General features: G+C 69.1%; 18 protein-coding genes. 9 read left to right on the plus strand and 9 right to left on the minus strand.

The genetic code is table 11. From position 1 onward, the window contains the following. Positions 1–234: hypothetical protein (locus OUA97_RS16880; RefSeq protein WP_267233194.1), on the minus strand; the 234-nt coding region annotated here is incomplete at its 3' end. A gap of 39 nt (positions 235–273) precedes the next feature. Here OUA97_RS16880 and OUA97_RS16885 point away from each other — a divergent pair. The 3 genes from OUA97_RS16885 to OUA97_RS16895 all read left to right on the plus strand — a co-directional run bounded on the left by OUA97_RS16885 (position 274) and on the right by OUA97_RS16895 (position 2,795). Next, complete coding sequence (locus OUA97_RS16885) at positions 274–471, plus strand: hypothetical protein (protein WP_267233195.1); 198 nt, start codon at positions 274–276, stop codon at positions 469–471. A 5-nt stretch (positions 472–476) separates the two neighbouring features. After that, positions 477–1,562, plus strand: coding sequence for a BamA/TamA family outer membrane protein (locus OUA97_RS16890; RefSeq protein ID WP_267233196.1), 1,086 nt, complete (start codon positions 477–479; stop codon positions 1,560–1,562). Positions 1,563–1,850: 288 nt separating this feature from the next. Further along, on the plus strand, positions 1,851–2,795 hold the full coding sequence (locus tag OUA97_RS16895) for a formylglycine-generating enzyme family protein (protein ID WP_267233197.1): 945 nt from the start codon (positions 1,851–1,853) through the stop codon (positions 2,793–2,795). Between the two features lie 102 nt (positions 2,796–2,897). Here OUA97_RS16895 and OUA97_RS16900 read toward each other — a convergent pair whose 3' ends face one another. Then, positions 2,898–3,680: a hypothetical protein gene (locus OUA97_RS16900; RefSeq protein ID WP_267233198.1), complete on the minus strand. Its 783-nt coding sequence runs from the start codon at positions 3,678–3,680 to the stop codon at positions 2,898–2,900. Positions 3,681–3,979: 299 nt separating this feature from the next. On the opposite strand from OUA97_RS16900, the gene OUA97_RS16905 reads away from it, so the two are divergent. The 5 genes from OUA97_RS16905 to OUA97_RS16925 all read left to right on the plus strand — a co-directional run bounded on the left by OUA97_RS16905 (position 3,980) and on the right by OUA97_RS16925 (position 7,311). Beyond that, positions 3,980–4,405, plus strand: a complete 426-nt coding sequence (locus OUA97_RS16905) for an EF-hand domain-containing protein (protein WP_267233199.1) — start codon at positions 3,980–3,982, stop codon at positions 4,403–4,405. Between the two features lie 46 nt (positions 4,406–4,451). Then, positions 4,452–4,814: a DUF1622 domain-containing protein gene (locus OUA97_RS16910; protein ID WP_267233200.1), complete on the plus strand. Its 363-nt coding sequence runs from the start codon at positions 4,452–4,454 to the stop codon at positions 4,812–4,814. A 194-nt stretch (positions 4,815–5,008) separates the two neighbouring features. After that, complete coding sequence (locus tag OUA97_RS16915; RefSeq protein WP_267233201.1) at positions 5,009–5,614, plus strand: DUF4136 domain-containing protein; 606 nt, start codon at positions 5,009–5,011, stop codon at positions 5,612–5,614. A 28-nt stretch (positions 5,615–5,642) separates the two neighbouring features. Then, positions 5,643–6,506, plus strand: a complete 864-nt coding sequence (locus tag OUA97_RS16920; protein WP_267233202.1) for a bile acid:sodium symporter family protein — start codon at positions 5,643–5,645, stop codon at positions 6,504–6,506. Positions 6,507–6,609: 103 nt separating this feature from the next. Then, on the plus strand, positions 6,610–7,311 hold the full coding sequence (locus OUA97_RS16925) for a DUF3313 family protein (protein ID WP_267233203.1): 702 nt from the start codon (positions 6,610–6,612) through the stop codon (positions 7,309–7,311). Positions 7,312–7,314: 3 nt separating this feature from the next. On the opposite strand, the gene OUA97_RS16930 is transcribed toward OUA97_RS16925, so the two are convergent. After that, positions 7,315–7,875 (minus strand): gluconate 2-dehydrogenase subunit 3 family protein, encoded by a 561-nt coding sequence (locus OUA97_RS16930; protein ID WP_267233204.1) that lies wholly within the window; start codon positions 7,873–7,875, stop codon positions 7,315–7,317. Next, positions 7,875–9,605 carry a GMC oxidoreductase gene (locus tag OUA97_RS16935; RefSeq protein ID WP_267233205.1) on the minus strand — a complete coding sequence of 577 codons (1,731 nt, stop codon included), beginning with the start codon at positions 9,603–9,605 and terminating at the stop codon, positions 7,875–7,877. The genes OUA97_RS16930 and OUA97_RS16935 overlap by 1 nt, the downstream gene beginning before the upstream one ends. Before the next feature lie 188 nt (positions 9,606–9,793). On the opposite strand from OUA97_RS16935, the gene OUA97_RS16940 reads away from it, so the two are divergent. Then, positions 9,794–10,594, plus strand: a complete 801-nt coding sequence (locus OUA97_RS16940; protein WP_267233206.1) for a 3-keto-disaccharide hydrolase — start codon at positions 9,794–9,796, stop codon at positions 10,592–10,594. A 59-nt stretch (positions 10,595–10,653) separates the two neighbouring features. Here the strand turns inward: OUA97_RS16940 and OUA97_RS16945 are convergent, their stop codons facing one another. The 5 genes from OUA97_RS16945 to OUA97_RS16965 form a co-directional block, all read right to left on the minus strand. Then, positions 10,654–11,007 (minus strand): c-type cytochrome, encoded by a 354-nt coding sequence (locus OUA97_RS16945; RefSeq protein WP_267233207.1) that lies wholly within the window; start codon positions 11,005–11,007, stop codon positions 10,654–10,656. Positions 11,008–11,018: 11 nt separating this feature from the next. Next, positions 11,019–12,074 carry a sugar phosphate isomerase/epimerase family protein gene (locus OUA97_RS16950; protein WP_267233208.1) on the minus strand — a complete coding sequence of 352 codons (1,056 nt, stop codon included), beginning with the start codon at positions 12,072–12,074 and terminating at the stop codon, positions 11,019–11,021. After that, positions 12,071–13,213 (minus strand): Gfo/Idh/MocA family protein, encoded by a 1,143-nt coding sequence (locus OUA97_RS16955; protein WP_267233209.1) that lies wholly within the window; start codon positions 13,211–13,213, stop codon positions 12,071–12,073. Before OUA97_RS16955 ends, OUA97_RS16950 begins: the two co-directional genes overlap by 4 nt. Further along, a complete protein-coding gene (locus OUA97_RS16960; RefSeq protein ID WP_267233210.1) occupies positions 13,213–14,118 on the minus strand; it encodes a sugar phosphate isomerase/epimerase family protein in 906 nt (301 codons plus the stop codon). The genes OUA97_RS16955 and OUA97_RS16960 overlap by 1 nt, the downstream gene beginning before the upstream one ends. Before the next feature lie 85 nt (positions 14,119–14,203). After that, the gene (locus OUA97_RS16965; protein WP_267233211.1) at positions 14,204–15,481 is read right to left on the minus strand and encodes an MFS transporter; all 1,278 of its coding nucleotides are present in this window, start codon (positions 15,479–15,481) and stop codon (positions 14,204–14,206) included. Positions 15,482–15,521: the final 40 nt, after the last annotated feature.

The following is a 15,521-nucleotide window of genomic DNA, read 5'->3' on the forward strand; positions in this document are numbered from 1 at the left end:
ACTCAGCCGTGGTGATGGCTTCGAGCCGCGGCGGCGGCGGCCCGCGCGCCGGCCGCCCACCCGAACGTCAACCGCCAGAACGTCGCCGCCAACCACCCCGGCGCGCGCAACACCGCGGCGGCCTCCAATCGTCAGGCCAACGTCAACCGCAACGCCGCCGTCAACCGCAGCGGCAACCGGGTCAACACCGGCAACGTCAACGTCGGCAACAACGTCAACGTCAATGTCGACCATGACAACGGCTGGGGGTGGGGCGACCACGACTACCATCCGGTGGCCGCGGGCGTAGCCTTCGGCACGGCCGCGGCGGTGACGTCGGCGGCGATCGGCTCGCGCTACTACTCGCTGCCCCCGGCCTGCTCGCCCTACCCCTATTCCGGACTCACCTACTACTCGTGCGGCGGCGCCTACTACGCGCCCCAGTACGAGGGGGACACCGTCGTCTACGTGGTCGTCGATCGCCCGGGCTAGGGTCCATGCGGGCGGCCGTCGTTGCCTTCTGCCTTGCGCTCGCTGCGCCGGCGCTGGCCGAGGACGCTGCCGCTGACGAAGGCGACAAGCCCGCCAAGCCGTTCAGCATCGTGGCCATGCCGATCCCGGTCTCCAATCCGGCGATCGGCAACGGCTTGGCGGTCGCGGCCCTGGGCATCTACGCCCACGACAAGGCCGCGCCCCCCTGGGTCACAGGCGTGGGCGGCATGTACGCCGACAGCCGCAGCTGGGCGGCGTTCGCCGGTCAGCAGGCCAATCTCCGTCAGGACGCCGTCCGTCTGACGCTCGGCGGCGGGGTCGGCGACTTCCATCTCGATTTCTACGGCATCGGGGCCGTCGCCGGCGACCGCAACCACGCCATCCCGATCGGCCAGAAGGGCGGCGGCCTCATCGCCGCCGCGCTGTTTCGCGTCAGACCCCACAGCTATCTGGGCGTCCGCTACCGCGGCGTCGCCGTCAAGACGACGCTCGACCTGACCGAACTGCCATTTCCCGACCTGGAGCTGCCGCAGGTCGAAATGGACAGCGCCAGCTCGGCGCTCGGCCTGGCCGCCGAGTACGACTCCCGCGACAGCCAGTTCGGCCCGCGCGAGGGCGCCTATGTCACCGCCGATTGGCTGGTGGCGGGCGCAGCGCTGGGCAGCGATTTCGACTACGACCGCCTCCAGCTGGCCGCCAACGCCTACCGAGCCCTCTCCGACAAGGCGGTGATCGCCGCCCGCCTCTCGATCTGCGACAGCGGCGACGGCGCGCCGTTCTTCGACCTCTGCTTGTTCGGCCAGAACAACGACCTGCGGGGCTACGACCCCGGCCGCTACCGCGACCACACCCTGGCCGCGGTCCAGGTCGAGTACCGGCGCGACCTGTTCTGGCGGATCGGGGCCGTCGCCTTCGCGGGGGTCGGCGGCGTGGCCCCCTCCTTCGACAAGTTGGGCTCCCCCCTGCTGCCGGCGGCGGGCGTCGGACTGCGCCTCAAGGCGTCCAGGGCGCACCGCGTCAACGCCAGCATCGACTTCGCGTTCGGCGAGGATTCCCAGGCCTTCTACTTCTACATCGGCGAAGCTTTCTGACCTCGGGCGAATCCACGCCCCGCCTGAGGCGCCGACCTGATCACCGCGCCTATGCGCCGGTGCTGTGATGGCGTTGTCGGAACGCTCCTTCCCCTCCCCCCGGGGACCGCTCCGTCAGTCGGGCATCGGGCCCGACCTCCTGGACAGGCCCCGCGTCGCTCTCGAGGGCGCGGGGCCTAACCGTGCGCGCGGCGCGCACTCAGGGTTTCGCCGGATCGCCAAGCGTTCCCGCCGGTGGTGAGATCGCCTACAACCTGGCCGGATCGAGGACACCATCGGATGCCCCAAATGCAGCGTCAGCAACGCGCGCCCGATCAACGCCCCGGCATGGTGTGGATACCCGGCGGCGCCTTCCGCATGGGCTCCGACGTCCACTACCCGGAAGAGGCGCCCGTGCGGCGGGTCGAGGTCGAGGGTTTCTGGATCGACGCGCGCCCGGTCAGCAACCGCGACTTCGCCGCCTTCGTCGAGGCGACCGGCTGGATCACCACCGCCGAAAAGCCTGCCGATCCGGCCGACTATCCGGGCGCCGATCCGGCCATGCTCGCGCCCTCCTCGCTGGTCTTCATGCCCACCGCCGGGCCGGTGCCGCTGAACGATATCCGCGCCTGGTGGCGCTACGTGGCCGGCGCCGACTGGCGTCGTCCCTACGGTCCCGACAGCTCGCTCGAGGGGCTGGAGGATCATCCCGTGGTCCATGTCTCCTGGGCCGACGTCGAGGCCTACGCCGCCTGGGCCGGGGTCGGGCTGCCGACCGAGGCCGAATGGGAATACGCCGCCCGCGGGGGCCTGGACGGCATGATCTACGCCTGGGGCGACGCCTTCGAGCCCGGGGGCAAGCCGATGGCCAAGACCTGGCACGGCCGCTTCCCGTTCGAGAACCTCGACAAGACCGGCTGGCCGCGCACCTCGCCGATCGGCTCCTATCCGCCGAACGGCTATGGCCTCTCCGACATGATCGGCAACACCTGGGAATGGACCGCAGACTGGTGGTCGATCGCCTCGGCCGAACCTTTCAAGGGCTGCTGCGCCGCCAGTCGCGCCCAGGCGGCGATGGAAGCCAGCTACGATCCGAACCAGCCGGAGATCCGCATCCCGCGCAAGGTGCTGAAGGGCGGCTCGCATCTCTGCGCCCCGTCCTATTGCCGCCGCTACCGGCCGGCCGCCCGCCACGCCCAGCCGGTCGACACCTCGACCAGCCATGTCGGCTTCCGCTGCATCGTGCGGCCCTAGAGCGTTTTCCGATCCGATCGGACCTTAAGTTGCTCATAGGAATTTGAATTTAATACGCTTTCTTCGCCGAAACGATTGCCGCCTCGGCGGAAAATGCTCTGGCTAGGACGGGATCAGGTAGGTCAGCACGAAGCGCAGCCCCCAGTCGGGGCCGCCGTCGGGACTGTCCAGGTAGTAGCGGCCGAACACGCCGGCCTGCACCTTCTGGTTCGCGCCGAACTTGTACATGTGCGTGACGCCGACGTTCAGCGGCACGGTCCACTGCTCACGCGTCCAGTCGTAGGTGCTCTCGAAGTTGACCACGACGCCCGTCGTGTTGGGAAAGGTGTAGTTGAAGAACGGCTGCAGCAGGGTGGCGTTCACCTCTTGCGGCTGGCCGGTGTCCACCGCCCATAGCTGGGTCGCCAGCAGCCCATAGGTCATGTGCCCCTGCTGCTTCAGCACCAGTCCGGCGGGGCCCGCCGCCCACTGGTGGGCGCTGAAGCCGTCGGTGCCTGTGGGGTAGGAGATGGCCGGCCCGAAGCCCAGCACGAACCCCTCGGTCTTCGGAGAGAAAAAGAAGGTCTGCAAGGTGTCGCCGAACCCCATCTGGTCGCCACGGCCCGGCGCGGACTCGCTCTGCGAGATCACCGGCACGATGGTGCGGATGATCAGGTTCCAGTCGTCGGTGAGGTGCAGCGGCACGACCGGCTGAATGTTCAGCGTCACCCGCTCGCCGTCCGAGGGACCGTAGCAGCAGTCATAGTTGAACTGGAACGGCAGGCTGACTAGGTCCGAGACCGGGTTGGCGAGCTTCTTGGCCAGCTCGACATCGGACTCCTGGGCGCTCGCCAGGCCTGGTGCGGCCGCCAGGAGCGCCGCGCCTAAAAATACAGAAAACTTCATGCCTTAGCGCCTCCCGCTCATGCGCCGATCTAAGTCGGCGGCGTTCTCGACCGCCTGAAGCGCAGCCGGATCGGTCCCGGCCCTCCGTCAATGGCACGCGGCATCGCGCATCCCTCCCGGCGAAGGCCCAACGGTTTCACCGGGGCTGGCGCACGCCTATCGGGTGCAACCCTGACGACGGATACGGGAAGGGCGCATCAGGCCCATCGCCCACCCCGTCTCAGGTCGACGCCCAATGGTTCGGCATGACCGGAAGCTGGAGCATCGTGGCGACCTCCGTCCGACGAAAGGCCACGCCCATGCACCGTCTTGTCCTCGCCGCCGCCTTCTCGCTGCTGGCCTCCGGCGCCGCGGCCCAGGAGCTGCTCGCCGACGCCGACAAGGACGGCAAGATCACCCCCAAGGAATATCAGGACTCCCGCCGCACCTTTCTGATGCGCGCCGACAGCAACAAGGACGGCAAGATCACGCCCCAGGAATGGGACCGCGCCGCCGCCAGCACGCGCATGGACCTTGAAGAGCGCGGCGTCGACCACGCCGGCCTGGTCGGCAAGGGCGGCTGGTTCCAGGCGATGGACAGCAACAAGGACAACGCCGTCACCGCGGCCGAGATCGACGCCTATACGGCCGTGCGCTTCAAGGCTCACGACCCCAACGGCGACGGGGTGATCACCCGCGGCGAGGCTGCCCAGCTCGAAAAGGCCGCCGCCAGCAAGATCAAGTAGCCGTCCCCACAACAGCGCCCGTCCGACTCAGCTTGGCAGCCCCTCCATGGAATCCGTTCTTCAAGAACTGGCCACCTACGTCGCCCTGATCGCAGAGATGATCTGCGTGCTCTGCATCGCCGTCGGGGTCATCGAAGGCGTCTACCTGGCCGGCCGCTACATGGTGATGCCCGCTGGGCACACAGCCCTCACCCGCAGGCAGGTTTGGACCCGTTTCGCGCGCTGGATCATCCTGGCGCTGGAATTCGCCCTCGCCGCCGACATCGCCCGCACCGCCATCGCGCCGACCTGGGACGACATCGGCCAGCTGGCCGCGATCGCGGTCATCCGCACCGCGCTCAACTACTTCCTCGAACGAGACCTGGAGGAGTTCAGCCGGCGTCTCGACGCGCCCCAGGTGGAAAAGTGATCGCCCTTGCCGTCGCCGGCGGCCGGTGACAGGCGACTCCGACGCCCCCCAAGGTCAGCGCCCGCCAGGGCGCCGCGTCAGCCGCACCCTGACGGCGGCCGAGGGTTTGACCTGATTGCTGGGCTCGGGCTGCGGCCAGACATTTCCCGGCACAGCCGCTGATCGCGGCCCTGCAACCGAGTTGGGAAAATCACATGCGTAGCGGCCTCCTGAAGTCCCTGGCCCTGGCGGCGGGCCTGACCGTCGCGGCCCTCACCCTCACCGCGTGCGAGAGCCCAGGCGGCAAGGTCTCGGTGCTCAAGAGCAGCACGGTGTCGGTCGCCCCCGGCTCTACCTGGGCCTGGGCGCCGGGCGCGCAACCCGGATCGGGCGACAAGCGCATCGACAACGACATCATCCAGGCCCGCATCAAGGCCGCCGTCGAAGGCGCCCTGGCCGGGCGGGGCTATCGCCAGGTCTCTGATCCGTCGTCGGCCAATCTGCTCGTGCAGTACCACATCGGCCTGCAGAACCGGACCGAGACCCGCGTCGACACCTTCGGCGCGCCGATGGGCGGTCCCGTCGCCTGCGGCATCCGCGGCTGCATCGGCGGCTTCGGGTGGGGCATGTACGGCCCGCCGATGGACGTCGACGTCCGCAATATCAACTACGTCGAAGGCACCGTGATGCTCGATCTCATCGATCGCGCCAGCGGCCAACTCGCCTGGCGAGCCACGTCCCAGAAGCGGCTCGACCAAAGCGACGCCGACCAGGCCGGCGTCAACGCCATCTTCGCCGACATGGTCAAGACCCTGCCCTGAAGCTACCCGCCGCGGAGGCGGCACGATCATGGAAGCCCTCAAGCAGATCCTGCCGCTCCTGCTGACCCTCAGCCTGGCCGGCCTCGTCATGACGGTCGGCCTCAAGTCGGGGCACGGCGACCTGATCTATGTCCTGCGGCGGCCCAGCCTGCTGCTGAAGGCGATCCTGGCGGTGGAGATCATCCCCCCGCTGGCCGCCGCCGCCATGATCTGGCTGCTGCCGCTGGAGCCGGCCGTGAAGGCCGGGATCATGCTGATGGCCATCTCGCCGGTGCCGCCGCTGGTGCCCGGCAAGCAGCTCAAGATCGGCGCCCGCAAGGAGTACGCCTACGGGGTCTATGTCGCCATGGCGCTGCTGACCATCATAGCCGTGCCGCTGGTCTTCGACCTCGCCGCGCGGCTGTTCGGCCACGATAGGACCCTGCCGATCCGCACCATCGCCGCGACCGTGGCCACCGGAGTCGTGATCCCGCTCGGCCTGGGGATGGTCATCCGGCTGCTGGCCCCAGCCCTGGCCGAGCGCATCGGCCCCTGGGTCTACCGGCTGAGCATGCTGCTGGTGGTGGTGGTCTTCGTGCCGATGCTGGCGGCGATCTGGCCGGCGATCCGCAGCCTGATCGGCGACGGGGCGATGGCGGCCATGGCCGGGCTGACGGCCATCACCCTGATCGGCGGGCACCTGCTCGGCGGGCCGGCCGACTGCGACCGCGCCACCCTCGCCGTCGCCAGTTCCGTGCGCCACCCCGGCATCGCCATGCTGATCGCCAACACCACCTTTGGCGACAAGCGCGTCACCGCCGCGGTGCTGCTGTTCATGCTGGTCAGCCTGGTCGTCGGCGCGCTCTACCAGGTCTGGTTCAAGCGCCGCTATCCGGCCGCCGCGCTGACCTGACCGCCTCGCGGTTCCCTGGCCAGGCTCTGCGGGTTTCCCCCGATACCGGGCCCCCGGGGCCGGGCGCATGGTGACGCTGAGCAATTCGTCAGGGAGCCCCGCCATGACCCGCCGCGCCGTCGTCACTGCGCTCGCCGCCATCTGCCTGCTCGGCAGTGCGGCCCCGCCAGCCCTCGCCGCCTCGCCGCCCGCCACCTGGGACGGCCTCACCAACGTGAAATCCAAGCGGTTCGATGCGGCCTACGTCCTGCCCGGCGCGGACTTCCGCGGCTACACCAAGGTGATGATGGATCCGACCGAGGTCGCGTTCCGCAAGAACTGGGTCCGCGACTACAACAACGAGACGATGGATCTCTCCCAGCGCATCTCCAAGGAAGACGCCCAGAAGATGCTCGACGCGGCCCGCACCGGCTTCGAGGAGGTGTTCCAGAAGGCCTACACCAAGGCCGGATATCAGGTCGTCACCGCCCCCGGCCCGGACGTCCTGCGCGTGCGAACGGGCGTGGCCAACCTCTATGTCACCGCGCCCGACCGTCCGACGGCCGGCCGCTCTCGGACCTTCAGCCAGGAGGCCGGCTCGGCCACCGTGGTCATCGAGTTGCGCGATTCCGAGACCGGCGCCCTGCTCGGCCGGGCGGTCGATTCACGGCTCGCGGGCGACACCGGGCCCTACATGCGCAACAGCGTCACCAACCGCTCCGACTTCACCATGCTGTTCGAGCGCTGGGCGAAGATCAGCCTCGACGCCATGGCCGAGCTCAAGGCCATGTCGCCGATCCCCGACAATCCGGTCGCGCCGCGCTGATCGTTACAGCGCCCAGGCCCGGCCGACCTCGGCCAGGGGGATGCAGCCGTGGTACTCGCCCGGGACCGGCTCGTAGCGCAGCGCCAGGGTCGCGCCCGGCTCGGACGTGAAGTAGCCGATCGTCACGTACTCCTTCAGCAGCGAGAAGAAGTGGCGCGGCTTCCACGCCTTGCGGGCGGCGGCGGCCTCCTGGTCGTAGCGGCTCAGCAGCGCGGTCTGCTGGGCGCCGGTCAGCTCCGCGAACGCCTTGCCGTGCGCGGCCCGCGCGTCGGCGTTCATCTGGCTGAGGCCGGTCTTCAGCAGCTCGGCCTGCGGCTTGTCCAGATAGGTGGCGACCGCCCGGTCGACGAACTGCGGGACCTTGGCCTCGCGCGCCCCGGGGGTGTCGGTCTTTGGCACGATCAGCTCGGCGGCGGCGTCCAGCGCCCGGGCCTGCTCGGCGTCGAGCGCGGCGGGCGTCCAGGCCAGCGGCGGCAGGGCGGCGGCGACCGGGCCGGCGAAGCCGACCGACACCATGCCCATGGTCAGGGCCAGGCCCCGGAACGCATCGCGACGGTTCAGCATCACAGGTCCCCCTTGCGCTTGGCCTGAACCGCGTGATCGACGGCCCGGGCGGTCAGCGCCATGTAGGTCAGCGACGGGTTCACGCAGGAGGCCGAGGTCATGGCCGCGCCGTCGGTGACGTAGACGTTCGTGCACTCGTGCACCTGGTTGTGGGCGTTCAGCACCGAGGTCTTCGGGTCGCGCCCCATCCGCGCCGTGCCCATCTCGTGGATGCCCAGGCCCGGCGCATAGCCCATGTCCGCGGCCATGACGTTCTTGAAGCCGGCGGCCTCCAGCATCTCCACGGCGGCGGCCTGCATGTCCTTGCGCATGGCCTTCTCGTTCTCGCGGATCGTCACCTTGGCCGACAGGGTCGGCAGGCCGTACTTGTCCTTGGCCGCGTGGTTCAGGGTCACGCGGTTGTCCTCGTAGGGCAGGATCTCGCCGAACGCGCCCAGCTGCATGGTCCAGGGCCCAGGCTGGCTCATGGCCGCCTTGCGGTCGGCGCCGAAGCCCTCGCCCGCCAGGTCGCGGTCCCAGCCCGGGCGCGAGGCCCCGCCCTGGTAGCCGTAGCCGCGCAGGAAGTCCTTCTTGGTCGCCGCGTCGCCCAGGTTGCGGAAGCGCGGGATGTAGATGCCGTTCGGCCGGCGGCCGAAATAGTACTTGTCGCCGAACTCCTCGACGTCGGCCTTGGCCCCGACCCGGAAGTGGTGGTCCATGACATTGCGGCCCAGCTGGTCGCTGCCGTTGCCGAAGCCGTTCTCGAACCGCGAGCTGGTCGAGTTCAGCATGATCCAGGTCGAGTTGAGGGCCGAGGCGCAGAGGAAGATCACCTCGGCGTAGAACTCCTCTTCCTTCAGGGTCTGGGCGTCCAGGATCCGCACCCCGGTCGCCTTGCCGGCCTTCGCGTCATAGATCAGCGAGGTGACGATGCTGTCGGGCCGCATCCGCAGGTTCCCGGTCCGCTCGGCCGCCACCAGCGTCGCCGAGTTGGAGCTGAAGTAACCGCCGAACGGACAGCCGCGCATGCACATGTTGCGGTACTGGCACTTGCTGCGCCCCAGGCTCAGCTGCTCCTCGGTCGGCTCGGTCAGGTGCGCGCAGCGGCCCATGGTGATCCGGCGCTCGCCGAACTTGCCTTCGACCCGCTGCTTGAAGGCCTTCTCGACACAGTTCATCTCCATCGGCGGCTGGAACTGGCCGTCGGGCAGATGCGGCAGGCCCTCGTTCTGTCCGGAGACGCCGATGAAGCGCTCCACATAATCGTACCAGGGGGCCAGGTCGGCGTAGCGGATCGGCCAGTCGATCGCCACGCCTTCGCGGGCGTTGGCCTCGAAGTCCATCGGGCTGTGGCGATAGGTCTGCCGCCCCCAGGTCAGCGAACGGCCGCCGACCTGATAGCTGCGGATCCAGTCGAACCGCTCCTCCTCGGTGTACGGGTTCTCATCGTCCCGGACGAAGAAGTGCTTGGTGTATTCGTTGACCGTGTAGCCGGTGCGCGACTGCACCGGATACTGCGCCTTCAGCTGCTCGGCCGGCAGCTTCCCCTGCGGGTACTTGGTGTCCCACGGGTCGGTCATCGCCGTGGGATAGTCCTCAAGGTGGCGGACCATCGGCCCGCGTTCCAGCACCAGGGTCTTGAGCCCCTTCTCCGTCAGCTCCTTGGCGGCCCAGCCGCCGCTGATCCCGCTGCCGACGACGATGGCGTCATAGGTGTTTTCCTGGCGCGAACGGCCGTTCAGATTGGCCATCTTTCCCCCCGGTCTCGGTGCGGCGGCGTAGTCCGCCTGGTTCTTTCGCGCTTCGGCGGCGGACGCGAATCCGCCATGGCGCCGACCTGCGCTTTGCATCTCCCAGGTCCCATGAAATGGGTTACATTGCAAGTAGACAAGGGAACGCCGGAACGTGCGTCCACACCTAGCGGGAGGAACTGAACCCTATGCACTCATGCCGTCTGGCCGCCGCGCTCGCGCCCCTGGCCGTCCTCGCCCTGCTCGCCGCCCCCGCTCAGGCCCAAGCCATGAAAGCCGGCAAGTGGACGCCGATCTTCGATGGCCGCAGCCTCGACGGCTGGACGCCGAAGATCGCCGGCTATCCGGCCGGCGAGAACTACGCCCAGACCTTCGTGGTCCAGGACGGCGCGATCACGGTCTCCTACGCCGGCTACGACGGTAAGTTCGGCGGCAAGTTCGGCCACCTGTTCTACAAGACCCCGTTCCAGGCCTACCGCCTGCGGCTGAACTACAAGGTGCTCGACCCGGCCCTGCCCGACACCCCGGCCTGGGCCCGCAGCAACAGCGGCGTGATGTTCGCCAGCCAGAGCCCGCAAAGCATGAGCCTGGCCCAGCCATTCCCGATGTCGGTGGAGTTCCAGATCCTCGGCCGCGACGGCGCCGGCCCCCGCCCCACCGGCGCGGTCTGCACACCCGGCACCAGCATCACCTTCGACGGAGTGAAGGCCAAGGAGCACTGCATCCCATCCAAGACCGCGCCCACCATCGCTAACGGCACCTGGACCAGCCTGGAGCTCGAGGTCCTGCCCAGCGGCCAGGTGACCCAGAAGATCAACGGCGCGGTCGTGCACCGCTACGCCGGCGTCGCCCTCGACCCGACCGACAGCTTCGCCGCCGTGGCCCGGCCCTACTTCGAAACCCACAAGGCGACCGAGGGCTACATCGCCCTGCAGAGCGAGGGCCACCCCATCGCGTTCAAGGACATCGAGGTGCAGGAGCTGCAGTGACCCACGACTCCGCTCGTCCCGGCCTTCGCCGGGATGAGCGGGAAGACGGACCGCGCCCCCTAGTTCTTCAGCGTCCCCAGATACGCCACCAGCGCCGCCCGCTGCTCGGCGTCGGGCGCGCCGACCAGCATCTTGGTGCCCGGCACGCTCTTGGCCGGCGCCTTCAGATAGGTGTCGAGCGTGGCCGCGTTCCAGGTCAGCTTCGAGCCCTTCATCGCCGTGCTGTAGGCGTAGCCCGGCAGCGTCCCGGCCTTGCGCCCGGCGACCCCGGCCAGCGGCGGGCCCATCTTGCCCGGGGCCGGCGCGATCGAGTGGCAGACCGCGCAGCGCTGCTTGAACACCGCTTCGCCCGATGGGGCGGCCACGGCCGCGCTCGCCGCGAAGGTCGCGGCCAGGATGATCGCCAGCTTCATGTCTTGAACTCCTACAGGCCCAGCAGCCGCCGATTGCGCCCAGCGTCCGGCGCGCTGCCGGCGAAGTCGTCGAACGCCCGCTCGGTGACGTCGATGATGTGGTCGCGGATGAAGGGCGCGCCTTCGCGGGCGCCCTGCTCGGGATGCTTCAGCGCGCACTCCCATTCCAGCACCGCCCAGCCGTCATAGTCGTACTGCGCCAGCTTCGAGAAGATCGCCTTGAAGTCGACCTGCCCGTCGCCCAGCGAGCGGAACCGCCCGGGCCGCTCGACCCAGCCCTGGTAGCCGCCATAAACGCCCGAGCGGGCGTCCGGCCGAAACTCGGCGTCCTTCACGTGGAAGGCGCGGATGCGCTCGTGATAGCGGTCGATATAGCCGAGGTAGTCCAGCTGCTGCAGCAGCAGGTGGCTGGGATCGTAAAGGATGTTGGCCCGCGCGTGGCCGCCGACTTCATCCAGGAACCGCTCGAACGTCGCCCCGTCGTGCAGGTCCTCGCCCGGATGGATCTCGTAGCAGACGTCGACGCCCTCGTTCTCGAAGGCGTCGAGGATCGGCCGCCAGCGACGGCCCAGCTCGGCGAAGGCTTCCTCGACCAGGCCCGCGGGCCGCTGCGGCCACGGGTAGAAGTAGGGCCAGGCCAGCGCGCCCGAGAACGTCGCATGCGCCTTCAGCCCCAGCCGTCGGCTGGCCACCGCGGCCGCCTTCACCTGCTCGACCGCCCAGGCCTGGCGCTCGGCCGGCTTGCCGCGCAACTGCGGCGGCGCAAAGCCGTCGAACAGCTCGTCATAGGCCGGATGCACCGCGACCAGCTGGCCCTGCAGGTGGGTCGACAGCTCGGTGATCACCAGCCCATGCTCGGCCAGCACCCCGGCGATCTCATCGCAATAGGTCTGGCTCTCGGCGGCGCGCGGCAGATCGAAGAACGAGTCCGCCCCGCCGGTCGGCATCTGCACGCCGACATAGCCCATCGACGCGACCCACTGGGCCATGGTCTCCAGCTTGTCGAACGGCGGCTCGGCGCCGATGAACTGGGCCAGGAAGATCCCGGGACCTTTAAGCGTCTTCATGCGGCGTCTCCCAGCAGCGCGACCCAGCCCTCGCCCGCGGCGCTGGCGGCGACCGCCCGCTCCACGAAGGCCATGCTGCGCACGCCCTCGCCGATGTCGGGAACCAGGTTCGGCGTCCCGGCGGCGATCGCGCCCGCGAAGTCTCGATAGAGGTTGGCGAAGGCCTCGATGAAGCCTTCGGGATGTCCGGTCGGAATGCGCGAACCGGCTCGGGCCGCGGCGCCCAGATAGCCCGAGGCCGCGTGCAGGATCTGGGTCGGCCCGTCCAGCCAGTCGACGATGAGCTCGGTGTGGCGCTCGTGCGACCAGGTCAGGCCGCCCTTCTCGCCATAGACCTTGATGGTCAGGCCGTTGCGCGCCCCGGCCGAGATCTGCGAGGCGATCAGCACGCCGCGTGCGCCGCCTGCGAACCGCAGCAACACGTTGCAGTCGTCGTCCAGGGTGCGGCCCGGCACCACCGCGGCCAGGTCGGCGCAGATGCGCTCGACCCGCACGCCGCTCACGAACTCCGCCAGGTTGAAGGCGTGCACGCCGATGTCGCCGATCGCGCCGCCGACGCCCGCCTGGGCCGGATCGGCCCGCCAGCCGGCCTGCTTGTCGCCGTCGCGCTCGATCGGCCGCGACAGCCAGCCCTGCGAATACTCGACGATCACCTTGCGCACCGCGCCCAGCTCGCCGCGGGCGATGATCTCGCGCGCCTCGCGCACCATCGGATAGCCGGTGTAGACGAAGGTCAGGCCATAGAGCTTGCCCGCCCCCGCCACCACGCCGGCCAGCTCCTGGGCCTGCGCGAGGTTCAGGGTCGCCGGCTTGTCGCTGATCACGTGCATGCCGGCCGCCAGCGCCGCGGCGGCGACCTCGAAATGCAGGTGGTTGGGGGTCACCACCGCCACCAGCTGCGCCCCGTCCTCGCGCGCGGCCTCGGCCGCCAGCATCTGGCGGTAATCGCCATAGGCCCGCTCCGGCGCGACGCCCCAGGCTTGGGCGGCCTGGGCGTTCTTACCGGGATCGCGACTGAAGGCCCCGGCCGTCAGCTCGATGGCGCCGTCCAGCTCGGCCGCCATCTTGTGCACGGGGCCGATGAACGACCCCGGTCCGCCGCCGACCATGGCCAGCCGCAGGGGAGCTCCACGCGTCATCAGGCGGCCACGCTCGCCAGGTAGTCGTGGCTGATCCTGGTCGACTCGATGCGCGGATGGGCGAAGGGCGGCTCCTGCTCGACGAAGAACCCGCGCACGCCCGACGCATAGGCCGCCGGCAGCAGCTTCTTCCAGTCGATCATGCCGCCGCCGACCTCGGTCGGGTCCTGCTTCAGGTTGAAGTTCGGCTTGGTGGTCGCCTTGATGTCCTTCACGTGCATCAGGGTGAAGCGGCCCTTGTGCTCCTTGAGCAGCGCGAACGGATCGTGGCCCGCGGCGGTCACCCAGCCGGCGTCCATCTCGAAAGTCACCAACGACGGGTCGGTCTCCTTCAGCAGGACGTCCATCCCCGTCGTGCCGCCGATCGGCGCGAACTCGTTGTTGTGGTTGTGATAGCCGACCGTGATGCCCGCACCCTTCAGCGCCTGGCCCTTCTGGTTCAGGAAGTCGGCGTTCCACTTCCAGTCGTCGAGGGTCATCTGCCCGGCCAGCCGGCTCAGGAATGCCGGGCCGTCTTCACCCTGGTTCGGCTTCAGCTCGAAACGGTCGGGAATGTAGAACAGCGGCATCACCGCCGACTTCACGCCCAGCACGTTCAGGTCGTCGGCCAGCTTGGCAAGGTCGCCGCTGAAGGTCTGCGCGCCCATCGCCCGGCCCTGGATGTGGGCGCTGGTGCAGGTCAGCCCGGCGCGGTCCATCGCCGCGCGCATGTCCGCCGCCGAACGGCCGAGCAGTCCGGCCAGCTCGATGTTGCGGTAGCCGATCTTGGCGACCTGGGCGAGCGTGCCGTCCAGGTCCTTCGCCGCGTCCGGGCCGAGGGTGTAGAGCTGCAGCCCGATCGGCAGACCGTGCCGCTGGAAGAACAACTTGCCGCCCGCCGCGTTGGCGTTCGCAATTCCCGTCATGGCCGCTCCCATTCCTGCCAATCCCGCCAGCACACTGCGCCGCTGAAATCCTTGTGTCATCTCGGGTCTCCTTCTCGCGCAGCCGTCAGTGCGGCGCGGCGACGCTGGGGGTCAGGGTGTCGTCGCTCACCGCGTCGGCGGCGACAGGTCCGCGGGTCGGCGGGCGGAAGAACAGGGCCAGCAGCACCACCGCCGCCAGCGCCATGCCGGTCGGGACCATGAACAGGGCCGGATAGTCGACCGCCGAGCTGGTCGTGCCGTCGGCGGCGGTGACCGTGGTGGTCAGCCGCCCCATCAGCGCCGGGAACAGGAAGCTCGCCACCACATTGCCGACCCCCAGGATCAGCAGGTTGAACAGCCCCTGGGCGCTCGAGCGAACGTCCTTGGGGAACACCGCATCGACGAAGATGTACACGGTGGCGAAGAAGAAGGCGTAGCAGATCCCGTGCAGCAGCTGCACGGCCACGATCACCGGGATGCTGTCGGCGAAGAAGGCGAACACCGCGAACCGCGCCGCATGGCCCAGGATGCCGACGATCATCGTCGCCTTCCAGCCCAGCCGGATCAGCACCCGGCCCAGCAGGAACATGGTCAGGATTTCGGCCACCTGGCCCAGGCTCAACACCACCATCGACAGGTTGCCGGCGATGCCGACCCGGTCGGTCAGGAAGGCGTCCGAAACCACGAAGTAGCCGTTGTGGATGACGGAATCGATGAAGGTGACGACGAACAGCACCAGCACGAACGGCGTGCCCAGCAGGGTCAGCGCCCGGCGCCAGGCCAGCTTGTCGATGCCGGCCGCCTCCTTGCGCGGCGGGGTGTGAGGCAGGGTCAGCGAATAGCCGGCGGCGGCGAACGAGATCAGCGCCGCGACCAGGAAGATCCAACGCACCTGGTCGGCCGTGGCGTGCGCGCCCAGCAGGAACACGAACGGCCAGCTGACCATCACCCAGCCGACCGTGCCGCCCATCCGCACGGTCCCGAAGTCGGCCGCCGGGTCGCGTAGGTTGGCGAAGGCGATCGAGTTCGACACCGACAGGGTCGGCACATAAAGCAGGCTGTAGAGCAGGTAGCAGGCGAAGAACGGCCAGAAGCTGGTCGAGAAGGCCACGCCCACCAGGGCCAGGCCGCCGATCAGGTGGCTGACCGCCAGGAACCGCTCGGCCGAGAAGTTGCGGTCGGCGAACTGGTTCGAAAAGAAGATCCCGACCAGGGCGGCCACGCCCCACGAGCTGCCGACCAGCGACTGCTGCCAGGGTTCGAAGCCCAGCATGGTCATGTAGGGGAACAGCTTGGGCGCCCAGGCGCCCCAGATGGCGAGCTGCAGCACCATCATCAGGAATAGCCGAACGTTCGTCGTCATCTTCCTGGCCCTCCCCGACCGGCTGCCGCGGCGGCGTTTA

Origin of the sequence: Phenylobacterium sp. 58.2.17 (assembly GCF_026411515.1) — a bacterium.
GTDB lineage: Bacteria > Pseudomonadota > Alphaproteobacteria > Caulobacterales > Caulobacteraceae > Phenylobacterium.